Origin of the sequence: Streptomyces vilmorinianum, from assembly GCF_005517195.1 — a bacterium.
Lineage (GTDB): Bacteria > Actinomycetota > Actinomycetes > Streptomycetales > Streptomycetaceae > Streptomyces > Streptomyces vilmorinianum.
This window is the reverse complement of the sequence record NZ_CP040244.1, coordinates 953,919-966,699: the sequence shown is the minus strand read 5'-3', so window position 1 is coordinate 966,699 and position 12,781 is coordinate 953,919. Positions and strand designations below refer to the sequence as shown.

General features: G+C 71.4%; 12 protein-coding genes. 2 read left to right on the top strand and 10 right to left on the bottom strand.

Annotation, left to right across the window (positions count from 1 at the left end):
- Positions 1-29: 29 nt before the first annotated feature.
- The 3 genes from FDM97_RS04670 to FDM97_RS04660 are packed head-to-tail and all read right to left on the bottom strand — an operon-like array spanning position 30 to position 3,005.
- Complete coding sequence (locus FDM97_RS04670) at positions 30-1,277, bottom strand: dipeptidase (protein ID WP_137988995.1); 1,248 nt, start codon at positions 1,275-1,277, stop codon at positions 30-32.
- Entirely contained in the window at positions 1,274-1,771 is a 498-nt protein-coding gene (gene purE, locus FDM97_RS04665; RefSeq protein ID WP_137994657.1) for a 5-(carboxyamino)imidazole ribonucleotide mutase, read from the bottom strand. The genes FDM97_RS04670 and purE overlap by 4 nt, the downstream gene beginning before the upstream one ends.
- 19 nt (positions 1,772-1,790) lie before the next feature.
- Positions 1,791-3,005, bottom strand: a complete 1,215-nt coding sequence (locus FDM97_RS04660; RefSeq protein ID WP_137988994.1) for a 5-(carboxyamino)imidazole ribonucleotide synthase — start codon at positions 3,003-3,005, stop codon at positions 1,791-1,793.
- A gap of 97 nt (positions 3,006-3,102) precedes the next feature.
- Here FDM97_RS04660 and FDM97_RS04655 point away from each other — a divergent pair, with 97 nt between their 5' ends.
- Positions 3,103-3,618, top strand: coding sequence for a GtrA family protein (locus tag FDM97_RS04655; RefSeq protein WP_137988993.1), 516 nt, complete (start codon positions 3,103-3,105; stop codon positions 3,616-3,618).
- Positions 3,619-3,634: 16 nt separating this feature from the next.
- On the opposite strand, the gene FDM97_RS04650 is transcribed toward FDM97_RS04655, so the two are convergent.
- Both FDM97_RS04650 and FDM97_RS04645 read right to left on the bottom strand, forming a co-directional pair.
- A complete protein-coding gene (locus FDM97_RS04650; protein ID WP_137988992.1) occupies positions 3,635-4,900 on the bottom strand; it encodes an ATP-binding protein in 1,266 nt (421 codons plus the stop codon).
- 381 nt (positions 4,901-5,281) lie between these two features.
- Positions 5,282-5,959 (bottom strand): response regulator transcription factor, encoded by a 678-nt coding sequence (locus FDM97_RS04645; RefSeq protein WP_137988991.1) that lies wholly within the window; start codon positions 5,957-5,959, stop codon positions 5,282-5,284.
- Between the two features lie 427 nt (positions 5,960-6,386).
- Here FDM97_RS04645 and FDM97_RS04640 point away from each other — a divergent pair, with 427 nt between their 5' ends.
- Positions 6,387-7,907 carry a peptide MFS transporter gene (locus FDM97_RS04640; protein WP_137988990.1) on the top strand — a complete coding sequence of 507 codons (1,521 nt, stop codon included), beginning with the start codon at positions 6,387-6,389 and terminating at the stop codon, positions 7,905-7,907.
- An 85-nt stretch (positions 7,908-7,992) separates the two neighbouring features.
- On the opposite strand, the gene FDM97_RS04635 is transcribed toward FDM97_RS04640, so the two are convergent.
- The 5 genes from FDM97_RS04635 to FDM97_RS04615 all read right to left on the bottom strand — a co-directional run bounded on the left by FDM97_RS04635 (position 7,993) and on the right by FDM97_RS04615 (position 12,725).
- Positions 7,993-9,291 (bottom strand): hypothetical protein, encoded by a 1,299-nt coding sequence (locus FDM97_RS04635; RefSeq protein ID WP_137988989.1) that lies wholly within the window; start codon positions 9,289-9,291, stop codon positions 7,993-7,995.
- 14 nt (positions 9,292-9,305) lie between these two features.
- The gene (locus FDM97_RS04630; protein ID WP_254705502.1) at positions 9,306-10,616 is read right to left on the bottom strand and encodes a hypothetical protein; all 1,311 of its coding nucleotides are present in this window, start codon (positions 10,614-10,616) and stop codon (positions 9,306-9,308) included.
- A complete protein-coding gene (locus tag FDM97_RS04625) occupies positions 10,613-11,446 on the bottom strand; it encodes a COG1470 family protein (protein WP_254705501.1) in 834 nt (277 codons plus the stop codon). Before FDM97_RS04625 ends, FDM97_RS04630 begins: the two co-directional genes overlap by 4 nt.
- On the bottom strand, positions 11,446-12,123 hold the full coding sequence (locus FDM97_RS04620; protein WP_137988988.1) for a peptidase: 678 nt from the start codon (positions 12,121-12,123) through the stop codon (positions 11,446-11,448). Before FDM97_RS04620 ends, FDM97_RS04625 begins: the two co-directional genes overlap by 1 nt.
- Positions 12,124-12,242: 119 nt before the next feature.
- Complete coding sequence (locus tag FDM97_RS04615) at positions 12,243-12,725, bottom strand: ATP-binding protein (protein WP_254705500.1); 483 nt, start codon at positions 12,723-12,725, stop codon at positions 12,243-12,245.
- Between the last annotated feature and the right edge of the window lie 56 nt (positions 12,726-12,781).

Sequence of the window (12,781 nt, the reverse complement as noted above, 5' to 3'; positions counted from 1 at the left end):
CGTTCGGGTGAGCGCCCCCGTCAACTCAGTTACGCGTCAAGGGAGTCGATCGTCGCGTTCGGCACCGGCCTCGTCTCCCGCAGCTCCCTCGACACCGCCTCCGCGTCCCGCAGCACCCGCACCGCGTTCGACCACGTCAGCTTGGCGAGGTCGGCGTGCGACCAGCCGCGCGTCAGCAGCTCAGCGATCAGGTTCGGGTAGCCCGCGACATCGTCCAGACCGGCCGGCGTGAACGCCGTACCGTCGTAGTCGCCGCCGATGCCGATGTGCTCGATGCCGGCGACCTCGCGCATGTGGTCGAGGTGGTCGGCCACGGTCGCCGCCGTCGCGATCGGGCGCGGGTTCTCGGCCTCGAAGGCGCGGTGGAGCTTCATCGCCTCAGGGGTCGTGTCGAGGTGGTCGAAGCCGTGCGCCCGGAGGTTGTCGTCAGCCCGCGCCGTCCACTCCACGGCCGCGGGCAGGATGAACTTCGGCACGAACGTCGCCATCGCCACGCCGCCGTTCCCCGGCAGCCGCCCGAGCACGTCGTCGGGGATGTTCCGCGGGTGGTCGCAGACCGCGCGCGACGAGGAGTGCGAGAAGATCACCGGCGCGGCGGAGGTGTCGAGCGCGTCCCGCATCGTCGTCGCGGCCACGTGCGAGAGGTCGACGAGCATGCCGAGCCGGTTCATCTCCCGTACGACCTCACGGCCGAAGGCGGAGAGCCCGCCGACGCCGGGCTCGTCGGTCGCCGAGTCCGCCCACGCGTTGTTGTCGTTGTGGGTGAGCGTCATGTAGCGCACGCCCAGCGTGTGCAGCGCGCGCAGGGTGGCGAGGGAGTTGTTGATGGAGTGGCCGCCCTCGGCGCCCTTGAGGGAGGCGATACGGCCCTCCCGCCGCGCCGACTCCATGTCGTCCGCGGTCAGGGCCGGCGCCAACTCCCCCGCGTACCGCGCGAGAAGCTGGTCGACGATGTCGATCTGCTCCAGGGTGGCGCTGACGGCGTCGTCGCCGGTCAGCCGCGAGGGGACGTACACCGACCAGAACTGGGCGCCGACCCCGCCCGCGCGCAGCCGGGCGAGGTCGGTGTGGAGGTGTGCGGACTGGTCGGCGGCGATGTCCATCCGGTCCAGGTCGTAACGGACGTGCCGCCGCAGCGCCCACGGGAGGTCGTTGTGCCCGTCGACGACCGGGTGCGCGGAGAGGAGTTCGATCGCCTCCGCCAGCCGCTCGGACGGCACCGGCCGCTCGGACGGCTCGCGCCGCTCGGACGCCTCGGGCCGCTCGGGCGTGCTCATTTGGCGAAGCCGAACGACCCCGAACCCTCGACCTTGGCCCGCAGCCGCTTGCCCTTCTCCGTCGCCTGGTCGTTCAGCTCCTGCTGGAACTCCCGCATCCGGCCGAGCAGTTCGGGGTCGTGGGCGGCGAGGATCCGGGCCGCGAGCAGACCGGCGTTGCGGGCGCCCGCGACGGAGACCGTGGCCACCGGCACACCCGCCGGCATCTGCACGATGGACAGGAGCGAGTCCATGCCGTCGAGGTACTTCAGCGGCACCGGGACGCCGATGACGGGCAGCGGGGTGACCGAGGCGAGCATGCCCGGCAGATGGGCGGCGCCGCCCGCGCCCGCGATGAGCGCCTTGATCCCGCGGTCGGCGGCCTGCTCGCCGTACGCGATCATCTCGCGCGGCATCCGGTGTGCGGAGAGGACGTTCACCTCGTACGGGATCTCGAACTCGTCGAGGGCCTGCGCGGCGGCCTCCATGACGGACCAGTCCGAGTCGGACCCCATCGCGATGCCAATGAGCGGATTACTCAACGATCGTTCCTCGCAGATAGCCGGCGGCGTGACGGGCGCGCTCCAGCACGTCGTCGAGGTCGTCGCCGTAGGTGTTGACGTGCCCCACCTTGCGGCCGGGCTTCACGTCCTTGCCGTACATATGGATCTTGAGCTGCGGGTCGCGGGCCATGCAGTGCAGGTACGCGTAGTACATGTCCGGGTAGTCCCCACCCAGCACATTGCACATGACCGTCCACGTGGCGCGCGGGCGCGGGTCGCCCAGCGGCAGGTCCAGGACGGCCCGGACGTGGTTGGCGAACTGCGAGGTGATCGCGCCGTCCTGGGTCCAGTGGCCGGAGTTGTGCGGACGCATGGCGAGCTCGTTGACCAGGATCCGGCCGTCGGCCGTCTCGAAGAGCTCCACGGCCAGATGGCCGACGACGTCGAGCTCCTTCGCGATCCGCAGCGCCAGCTCCTGCGCCTGCCCCGCCAGCTCGTCCGACAGGTTCGGCGCGGGTGCGATCACCGTGTCGCAGACGCCGTCGACCTGCTGGGACTCGACGACCGGGTACGCGACGGCCTGGCCGTGCGGGGAGCGGACGATGTTCGCGGCGAGCTCGCGCGTGAAGTCGACCTTCTCCTCGGCCAGGACCGGGACGCCCGCCAGGAACGGGTCGCGCGCGTCCTCCTCCGTACGGACGAACCAGACGCCCTTGCCGTCGTAGCCGCCGCGCACGGTCTTGAGGATGATCGGGAAGCCGCCCACCTCCGCCGCGAAGGCCGCCGCGTCCGCCGGATCGGCGACGATGCGGTGGCGCGGGCTCGGCACGCCGATCTCGTCGAGCTTCGCGCGCATCACCCCCTTGTCCTGGGCGTGCACCAGGGCGTCGAGCCCGGGACGGATGACGATGCCGTCATCCGTCAGGGCGCGCAGATGCTCCGCGGGGACGTGTTCGTGATCGAAGGTGATCACGTCGCAGCCGCGCGCGAAGTCACGCAGCGTAGCCAGGTCGCGATAGTCGCCGATGACGACCTCGCTCACCACCTGGGCCGCCGAGTCCTGCGGGGTGTCACTGAGCAGCTTGAACTTGATGCCGAGGGGGATACCCGCCTCGTGGGTCATACGGGCGAGCTGACCGCCACCGACCATGCCGACTACCGGGAACGTCACCCTCTTAGGGTATCCGCACCATGCGCGGAGCCTCCGCCGCCTGTGCTTTACGACAGCTGGACGGGGTTTTTCCATGGTTTGCAATGTCCCCGGGCGGGTCACTGATGGGCTGGTTAGCATGGCTTGGTTGACGAAGTTGACGAAACCGAACGGACGGGGCTGAGCAATCACCATGAGTGAACGAAGCGCACTACGTGTGCGGCTTGACCGGCTCACGCGTGAGTTCGCCAAGTTCGGTGCTGTCGGTGGTCTGGGCCTTCTGGTGGACCTCGGGGTCTTCAACCTGGTCCGCCATCTCACGGACGTGCCCGTCGTCAGGGCGTCCATCTTCGCCACCGTCGTCGCGATCGGCTTCAACTATCTGGGCTTCCGGTACTTCACCTACCGGGACCGCGACAAGAGCAGCCGGACGAAGGAGCTGACGCTCTTCCTGCTGTTCAGCGCCGCGGGCCTGGTGATCCAGAACGGCATCCTGTACGCGGCGACGTACGGGTTCGGCTGGGACACCCCGCTGCAGAGCAACTTCTTCAAGTTCTTCGGGATCGGCGTCGCGACGCTGTTCCGGTTCTGGTCGTACCGGACCTGGGTGTTCCGGACGCTGCCGGCGCGGGAGGCCGTACAGACCGCGGAATCGTTCCTGGAGCAGGCGCCGAAGCAGGCGACCAGGAGGCAGCCGGACCGCGTGTGAGCTCAGGGGGCGCCCCCTAGCGGACCGGGCGTTCCTCGTCCCTACGGCTCCGGACCTCGCGGCTCAGGAAGAGCGCGAAGACCGGGGGATGCTGCTGGAGCAGCTCCAGACGGCCGCCGTCCGCCTCCGCGAGGTCCCGGGCGACGGCCAGGCCGATCCCGGTGGAGCTGCGGCCGCTGACCGCCCGCTCGAAGATCCGCGCGCCGAGGTCGGCGGGGACACCCGGGCCCTCGTCGGTGACCTCGATCACGGACTGGTTGCCGGTGACGCGGGTGCGCACGGCGACGGTGCCACCGCCGTGCATCAGCGAGTTCTCGATCAGCGCGGCGAGGACCTGGGCCACGGCCCCCGGCGTCCCGACCGCGCGCATGCCCTGCTTGCCCGAGTGGACGATGGCCCGGCCCGCGCTGCGGTAGGCGGGGCGCCACTCCTCGAGCTGCTGCTTGACGACCTCGTCGAGGTCGAAGGCGATGGCGGAGCCCGAGCGGGGGTCGCGGGAGTTCGTGAGCAGCCGCTGCACGACGTCGGTGAGCCGCTCGACCTGCGTGAGCGCGATCGTCGCCTCCTCCTTGACCGTGTCGAGGTCGTCGGCGACGGCCACCTCCTCCAGGCGCATGGAGAGCGCGGTGAGGGGCGTACGGAGCTGGTGCGAGGCGTCGGCGGCGAGCCGGCGCTCGGCGGTGAGCATCCGGGCGATCCGCTCGGCCGAGGCGTCCAGGACGTCCGCGACCCGGTCCAGCTCGGGCACCCCGTACCGCTTGTGGCGCGGACGCGGATCCCCGGAGCCGAGGCGTTCCGCGGTCTCGGCGAGGTCCGTGAGGGGGGAGGCCAGCTTGTTCGCCTGCCGTACGGCGAGCAGGACGGCGGCGACGACGGCGAGCAGGGCCACGGCCCCGATGATCAGGAGCGTGCGGCCGACCTCGGAGGTGATCGTGGACCGGGACTCCTCGACGGTGACGGTCTCACCGCGCTCGCCTTCGGCGATGCCGCGGATGACGCTGCCCTCGGGGCGGGTGCCGATCTCGATGGGGGCGCGGCCGGGGATCTCGATGAGGGCGTACCGCTTGGCGCCGCTCTGCTCGGCGAGGATGTCCGGGTTGACGGGCTCGCCGCCGAAGAGCCGGCTGTCGACGATGGAGACGAGGCGGAGGGCCTCGGAGTCCACGCTCTCCTGGGCGCTGCTGGAGATGGTCCGCGTCTCGACGATGACGAGGGAGACCCCGAACACGGCGATGACGACGAGGACGACGGCGAGCGTGGAGTTGATGAGACGGCGACGCACGGGGGCCCTCCGGGGCGGGCGGGGTACGGGGTACGGCGGTACTGCCCCGAGCGTACGGCGCGGGCACGCCCTTCCCGCCCCACCCCCGTTGTGGGCATTCGTCCCGCTGGGGCGGGACGGGTGGGCACACGGGACGGCGCGCCCTTGCCGGGCCCAGGCTCCCCGTGCCTGCGGTGCCCACGGGTGCGGCGCCGTCGTGGGTTGTGCCCACCCGTCCCGCCCAGCGGGACGACTGCCCACAACCCCGGGAGGGGTGAGGGTGGGCACCACCCCGGCGGAACGCCTGCCCACAACCCCGGGAGGGGTGAGGGTGGGCACCGCCCCGCGGAACGAATGCCCACAACCCGGGGAGGGGGAGGGGGCGCCCGGCACGGGCGGGGGTCAGCTTTTTTCGAAGCGGAAGCCGACTCCGCGGACCGTCGCGATGTAGCGCGGGTTCGCCGCGTCGTCGCCGAGCTTCTTGCGGAGCCAGGAGATGTGCATGTCCAGGGTCTTGGTCGACGACCACCACGTGGTGTCCCAGACCTCGCGCATCAGCTGGTCGCGGGTGACGACCCGGCCCGCGTCGCGGACGAGGACCCGGAGGAGGTCGAACTCCTTCGCCGTGAGCTGCAGCTCCTCGTCGCCCATCCAGGCACGGTGGGACTCGACGTCGATCCGGACGCCGTGCGTCGCGGGCGCGACGGCCGGCTCGGTGGCGCCGCGCCGGAGCAGGGCCCGGACGCGGGCGAGGAGCTCGGCGAGGCGGAACGGCTTGGTCACGTAGTCGTCGGCCCCGGCGTCGAGCCCGACGACCGTGTCGACCTCGTCCGCGCGGGCCGTCAGGACCAGGATCGGGACCGTGTGCCCCTCGGAGCGCAGCCGGCGGGCGACCTCCAGGCCGTCCATGCCGGGCAGCCCCAGGTCGAGCACGACGAGATCGACTCCGCCCTGGAGTCCGGTGTCGAGGGCGGTCGGCCCGTCCTCGCGCACCTCGACCTCGTACCCCTCCCGCCGCAGGGCGCGGGCCAGCGGTTCCGAGATGGATGCGTCGTCCTCGGCGAGCAGTACACGGGTCATGGGGTGATGGTAGTCCGCACGGCCGACACCCCGGGGCGTGATCCGGAGGGTCCCCGCACCCCCTGCGGATCATGGTGGCCAACCTTCACATGACCTTCGAATAGGGTGTGTTGGTTCCTTGATCACCTGTGATCCATCTCTCAAGTCCTTCCATATCCGGCACTGTCGTGTCGTATGGTGGCGTGACGTCTGTTGCGGTATTCGGGGACCTTTGACGCGCTTCGCGCGACAAGGGTCTCTTCTGCTGCGCAAGGTCGGCGTGGCCGACTTGAGGACGGTGAACGACCTGTGGGCCGGGTTCCGTGACGCGATGCCGTGTCGCGGGGCGTGGATCCCGGCGGGGTGCGACCGCTCCCGCCGGTGCCGGCCTCCCCCACCGGGCGCACCACGCTCACAAGGCGCGCGTCCCGACAGAACAAGGATCGACATGGCGTCCAGCCTGACGACGGCTTCGACCGGAACTCCGGGTTACCAGAAGACGTTCCTCGGCCACCCCCGCGGCCTGACCACCCTCTTCTTCACCGAGATGTGGGAGCGCTTCTCCTACTACGGGATGCGGGCCCTGCTGGTGTACTACCTGGTCTCCGGCGGCGCAGACGCCGCCGTGGGCAGCCAGGGCGGCGGCCTGGCGATGAAGGCCGCCACGGCCACGGCCATCTACTCCGTGTACGTGTCGATGGTCTACCTGATGGCGATGCCGGGTGGCTGGTTCGGCGACCGCGTCTGGGGCGCTCGCAAGACCGTCACCATCGCCGGTTTCGTGATCATGGCCGGTCACGTCTCGCTGGCGCTGCCCGGCACGGCGATGTTCTTCGTCGGCCTCGCGCTGGTGGCCGTCGGCTCGGGTCTGCTGAAGGCCAACATCTCGACGATGGTGGGTCACCTCTACGACGGTCCCGAGGACCCGCGTCGTGACGGCGGCTTCACGCTCTTCTACATCGGCATCAACCTCGGCGCCTTCGTCGCTCCGCTCCTCATCGGGACGATCGGCAAGGAAGTCAACTGGCACCTCGGCTTCGCGCTCGCCGCGGTGGGCATGGGCCTGGGTCTCGCCGTCTTCCTGACCTTCGCCAAGAGCCTCAACCCGAAGAGCAGCGAGGTCCCGAACCCGCTCTCCGCCGACGAGCGCAAGGCGATCATCACCAAGATCGCTCTCGTTGTCGCCCTCGTGGCCGTCTTCTACGGCATCGTCGTCGCCCTCGGCCTGTACACGCTGAACTGGGCCCTGGTCCCGCTCACTCTCGCCGGTCTGCTCATCCCGATCGCCGTCCTGGCCCGCATCAAGCGCGACAAGGACCTCGACTCGTCCGAGCAGTCGAAGGTGAACGGCTACATCTGGTTCTTCGTGGCCGCCGCGATCTTCTGGATGATCTACGACCAGGGTGGCTCGACCCTGTCCCTGTTCGCGGACGGCAAGACCGCCGACACCGTCTTCGGCCTCGGCTTCTCCGCCACCTGGTACCAGTCCCTGAACCCGCTCTTCGTCATGGCGCTGGCCCCGGTCTTCGCCTGGCTGTGGCTGTGGCTGGCCCGTAAGAACCAGGAGCCGAACACCATCGTGAAGTTCGCGATGGGTCTGGTCCTCGTCGGTGCGTCCTTCTTCGTCTTCATCGTCCCGATGAACATGTCGGGCGACGGCACCATGGTCTCCCCGATGTGGCTGGTCTCGATCTACATGATCCAGACCATCGGTGAGCTCTGCCTCTCCCCCGTCGGCCTCTCCGTCACCACGAAGATGGCGCCGAAGAAGTACGCCTCCCAGATGATGGGTGTCTGGTTCCTCGCCGTCACCGCCGGTGACTGCACCACGGGTCTGCTCTCCATCGCGGGTGTGGACCTGAACGGAACCGGCATCATCGCGATGCAGGCGACGCTCGCCGCCGCGGCCGGCTTCGCGATCTACATGTACCGCAAGAAGGTCCAGGCACTCATGGGCGACGTCCACTGACGTTCACGTCCCGCGTCCCGCGTCCCGCGTACGGAGGGCCGCCGCACCTGTGTCGGTGCGGCGGCCCTCCGTCGTTCCGGGGTGTCTACCTCCTGAGCCGCGCCCACGGCGTGAACGTGAACACCGCGCCGCCCAGCAGGATCACCGTGCCGGCGACCAGGGCGAGCGCGCGCAGGGCGCCGTCGTCCTCGGCGCCGGTCTCGGCGAGTCCGCCGCCGGAGCTCGACGAAGCGCCGCTGGAGGTGCCACCGGCCGTGGATCCGCCCGCCGCGCCGCCCTCCTGCTTGGTCGTGTCGAGCTCCAGGGAGGCCTGGACGGTGCCCTTGACCTGGCAGGGGATCACGATCGGCGAGCCGCCGAGCGAGACGTTGATGGTCAGGGTGCCGGGGCTGAGTGTCGACTTGCCGGTCGCGCCGGGCTTGTACGTGCCCTTCATGTCCGGCAGGTCGACCGGCTTGCCCTGCTCCAGCGGGGCGGCGTTCGCCGGGCCCTCGACCTTGACCGTGCCGCTGTCGGCGCCGCCGAGCTTGACCGCCATGGAGGGCTTGAGCGCCCCGGCGGGGAGCGGGGCGGGGCTGTCCATGACGCCCTTGGCGGTCTTGACCGTAAGGTCGTAGCCGCCCCCGTTCTTCTGGGCGTTGATGGTCACCTTGGACGTGATGTTCGCCGGGCCCGGCGACTGGCAGGAGAACTGGACCGCGACCTCCTTGCCCATGAAGTCGGTCTGCCCGCCCCCGCCGCCCGAAGTGCCACCGGAGGTCGAACCACCGGACGTGGACGTCGAGCCACCGGAGGTCGAACCGCCGGACGTCGAACCGCCGGACGTGGACGTCGAGCCGCCCGACGAGCCGCCCCCGCCGTCCGTCACCTTGATGGTCGCCCCGACCGCGACCGTCTCCTTCGGCGAGCACTTCGTGTCCGTCGACATCGGCTTCGAGACGTTGATGTTGTACTTGTCCGGCGTCAGCGTGATCTCGCCGGCCTTCTCCAGCTTCAGCTTGCCCTTCATGTCCGGCAGGACCATCGGGCTGTTCTTCGGGATCGGCGGATTCTGCCGCGGTCCCTCCATGTTCAGCGTGCCGCTCGCCGCGCCGCCGACCTTGATGACGCCGGTGGGCTTGACCGTGTCCTTCTCCAGGTCGATCACGTCGGGGTTCTTGGACGCGGCCTCGACCGTCTTCCAGACGACCTCGACCTCGTCGCCGACCTTCGCCTCCGCCGGCGCCGTGATCCGCACCTGGGTGGTGCCCTGCACGGGCGGCATCCCGGAGATGGCCGGCGGAATGCACTCGGTCTTGAACGAGACCTCGGCGGCCTGAGCGGGGCTGGCGGCCAGCATGATCCCCGCGCCGCCGAGCATCAGCGCGACTCCTGCCGCGCTCATCCTCCGTTGCGTGCTCACTGGTGTCCCTTCGTCGTCGGGCTGATCTCTGACGGTGCGGACGGTGCGGAGTCCGGGGTGAACCACGGCAGGGCCGTGGTCGTGGTGGCGGTGGTGCTTTCGTCCCGCTCGGGGGCGGGGCCGGGTTCGGGCGTACGTACGAGAGCGCGGCGGCGGCGATGTCCGGCGCGGGAGCGGGCGGCGGTTCCGGGCCGGACCCGGTCCACCACCGCCATGCCGATACGGAAGAGGGCGGCCGGGACGACCACGGCGAGCAGCAGCCAGAAGAGCGTCACGCCCCAGGGGCGGCCGACGCCCCACGGCTGGTCGACCAGGACCTTGCCGGCGTACTTCACCGACACCTCGTAGTCGCCGTGCGCACCCGCCGACAGCTCGACGGGCAGTCTGATCTGGGCCTTTCTGCCGGGCTCGATCGTGCCGCGCCACTGGCGCTCCTCGTACCGCGGCGAGAAGACGCCATGGCTCGTGCCGACCTGGAAGACCGGGTCCTTGACGGCGGCCTGGCCGAGGTTGCCGACGGTGAAGACGACCTCGCGCCGGGCCGGGGCGCCGAACCACACCAGGACGCCGCTGGAACCTTCGAGGCGTACGGAGGCGAGGACGGCGAGCCGGCCGTCGCCGGAGGCCTCGGGCAGCGGGGCGGTCGGATGGCCCGCGACCGTGAAGGCCACGTCCACGACGTCCTGCTGTCCGGTGACCCCGGCCACATGCACGACGCACGGGCAGGGCTTGGGCGGTTCGGCCACCGGCATCTTCTGGCTGAAGGCGCCCCGGGCGTCGACGGTGGCGGCCCGGCCGAGGGTGTTGGCGCAGGAGTTCGTGCCGCCGATGACGCCCTTGTCCGGCGCGGACTGCCCGCAGATGAGCAGCATGAGCAGGGCGCCCGGCTTCCAGCCGGTCCCGCTCACCGTGATCTCGCCGCCCTTGCCGCCCTCGGCCTGCGACAGGGCCACGGTGGGCCCGGGAGCGGGCGCGGCGGCCGCCTGGGCGGCGGGCGGCAGGACGGCGAGCACGAGCGCGGCAAGGAGGAGACCGAGAACGCCACCCGCCGCCCGCTGGCGACCCGCCGGGGTCGACGGCGCGTCCGTGGCCAGGAGGGCCCGTCCGCCGCGACGGAATCGCGCGCCCTGGGCGGCCGCGGCGCGGCGGCTTCGCGCCGTGAGGCGGCCCGCCAGGGCCGACGGTCCGCCGTCGGCACGGGGGGCCTCACCCAGCCGGCCGCGCGCCTGGGCGGCACGGGTTCCGTCCGCCTGGCCGAGGTCGTCCGGAGCGTGCCGGGTCGCCGGCTCCGTACCGCTCGTGCTCATCGGTCCGCTCCTGCCGTCACGTCCGCCGACTGGGGTTTCTCCACGGGGATTCCGGGCCCTCTCGCGGCCCGGTCCCGGCGTCTTCGGGCCTCGACGGCGCCCACGGACATCGCGAGGAGTGCGCCGGCCGCGGCGGCGATCGGGGGCCACGCGACGAACACCCGCTCGGACCGGGCCGTCGCCGCCGGGGTGCCCGGGGCCGTGGCCCGCAGGTGGACCGTGACCGAGTCGAGGGCGGGCGGGTCGGGCCAGGGTTCGGTGCGGGTGACCCGTTCGCCGGGGCGGAGGGTGAGCGGCAGCGCGCGGGACGGGCGGTCGAGCACGGTCCCGAAGGCGCCGTCGGCGCGGACTGACAGGCGCGGGGCCAGGACCGTGTTGCCCCGGTTGACCAGGGTGTAGTGCACGGTGCCCGAGCCGTCCAGCCGTACCTTCTCGACGGTGAGCGCCGCCAGGCTCGGCCCGCTCACCCGCAGGTGCACCGGAATCCGCACCTCGCGCCCGCCGGCCACGGCGCTCACCGTCCCGCGGTGCTCCCCCGGCGCGGTGTCCGCCGTGACGGTGACGGCGAACGGCACGTCCGCCCGGGTCCGCGCCGGCACCGTCACCGTCCGCGCGGCGAAGGCGAGCGGGGTGCCCTGCCCGCTCAGCCGTACGGTGAGCGGCTTCCCGCCCGGGTTGGTCACGGAGAGGGTGTCCTCCAGGACGCTGCCGGCCGCGCCTTCCAGATAGACGTACGGCCGTCCCTCGGCCGCCCCCGCCGTCCATCCCGGAGGGGGCGCCGGGGCGGCCGCCACCGCCCCCAGCGCGAGGGCCACGAACGCCCCGCGCATCAGCGTGCCGTGCGCCGGGTGAGCCAGAGCACTCCGGCCGCGCCGGTGAGCAGGACCGTGCCGCCGAGGGTGCCGAGCGCCGCCGCGGAGTCGAGCGGGCCGGTCTTCGGCAGTTCGCCGGCGCTCGTGGACGGAGTCCCGCCGGAGCCGCCCGCCGCCGTGACCTCCAGTTCGAGCGACGGCTTCGGGTTGTTCTTCGGGGTGCAGACGGCCGCGTCCATGCCGAGCGCGTGGACGGTGAGCACCCCGGCCGTGAAGGTGACCTTGCCGCTCTTCTTCGGTGTGTACGTGCCCGTCAACTGCCCGATCTTGATGGGGGTGTTGGGTGGGATGGCCGCCGTGTTCGGCGTCCCCTTCACCTTGATCGTCCCCTCGTCCGCACCGCCCAGCTTCAGCTCGGCGCGCGGGGTCATGACGCCCTTGGGCAGTTCGATGGGGCTGTCGGAGACGCCCTTCTCGAAGGACATGGTGATCGTGTAGGCGTTGCCGCTCTTGACGGCCTTGATGTCGACGGGCGAGACCGCGCTCTTGGGCCCGATCTTCGTCTCGCAGGCGTAGTCGACGTCGACGACGGCGGCGTGCGCGGCGGGGGCGGAGGCCAGCACCGCCGAGCCCGCCGCCGCTGCCACGGCCGCCGCCGCTGTCAGCGCGAAAGCTGTTCTCCTCCGGTCCGGCACCTCAAGCACCCCTCACCGCGAAGTTACTGACGGCTTATCAGATTGGGCGTCAAGGTACGCCTGGGGCGTTGTGGAGGGAAGACAAAGGAAGGCGCGAAGTGCGCGCCCGTACGCGGGTTCTAGGCGGGAGCGGCCAGTTCGGCCCACACCGTCTTGCCGGGGGCACCGGGCCTGCGCTCGATCCCCCAGTCCAGGCAGAGCCGCTGCACGATGAACATGCCGTGCCCGCCCGGCCGCCCCGCCCGGTGCGGGGTGCGCGGCGCGGGCTGTCCGGCGCCGCGGTCGGTGACCTCCAGGCGCAGCACCTTGGCCCGGCGCAGCACGCGCAGCACCTCGGGGCCCTCGGCGTGCAGGCAGGCGTTGGTGACCAGCTCGGAGACGACGAGCAGGACGTCCTCGGCGGCGGCCCTGGCCTCGGCGCCGGCGGCCGGCAGCCAGCCCCAGGCGTACAGCGCGGACCTCGTGAAGTCGCGGGCCAGCGGGACGGTGCCGCTGGTGGCGCCGAGCGCGAGCGTGCGTACATCGAGATCGGCGGCATCGGCGGCGCCCACGACAGGGCCCACCGACTCCTCGACCTCCCTGCCGCCGGCAGCAGTGTCCATCAGCGCTTCACCTCACCGATTCAACCGAGACAACCGATACAACCGATTCACCAGAC

Bases quoted from the DNA above. Each gene is read 5' to 3' on its own strand.
- FDM97_RS04635 (WP_137988989.1), bottom strand. From the start codon at position 9,291: ATGAGCGCGGCAGGAGTCGCGCTGATGCTCGGCGGCGCGGGGATCATG.
- FDM97_RS04615 (WP_254705500.1), bottom strand. From the start codon at position 12,725: ATGGACACTGCTGCCGGCGGCAGGGAGGTCGAGGAGTCGGTGGGCCCT.
- FDM97_RS04670 (WP_137988995.1), bottom strand. From the start codon at position 1,277: ATGAGCACGCCCGAGCGGCCCGAGGCGTCCGAGCGGCGCGAGCCGTCC.
- FDM97_RS04640 (WP_137988990.1), top strand. From the start codon at position 6,387: ATGGCGTCCAGCCTGACGACGGCTTCGACCGGAACTCCGGGTTACCAG.
- FDM97_RS04625 (WP_254705501.1), bottom strand. From the start codon at position 11,446: ATGCGCGGGGCGTTCGTGGCCCTCGCGCTGGGGGCGGTGGCGGCCGCC.
- FDM97_RS04660 (WP_137988994.1), bottom strand. From the start codon at position 3,005: ATGGAAAAACCCCGTCCAGCTGTCGTAAAGCACAGGCGGCGGAGGCTC.
- FDM97_RS04630 (WP_254705502.1), bottom strand. From the start codon at position 10,616: ATGAGCACGAGCGGTACGGAGCCGGCGACCCGGCACGCTCCGGACGAC.
- purE (WP_137994657.1), bottom strand. From the start codon at position 1,771: ATGGGGTCCGACTCGGACTGGTCCGTCATGGAGGCCGCCGCGCAGGCC.
- FDM97_RS04645 (WP_137988991.1), bottom strand. From the start codon at position 5,959: ATGACCCGTGTACTGCTCGCCGAGGACGACGCATCCATCTCGGAACCG.
- FDM97_RS04655 (WP_137988993.1), top strand. From the start codon at position 3,103: ATGAGTGAACGAAGCGCACTACGTGTGCGGCTTGACCGGCTCACGCGT.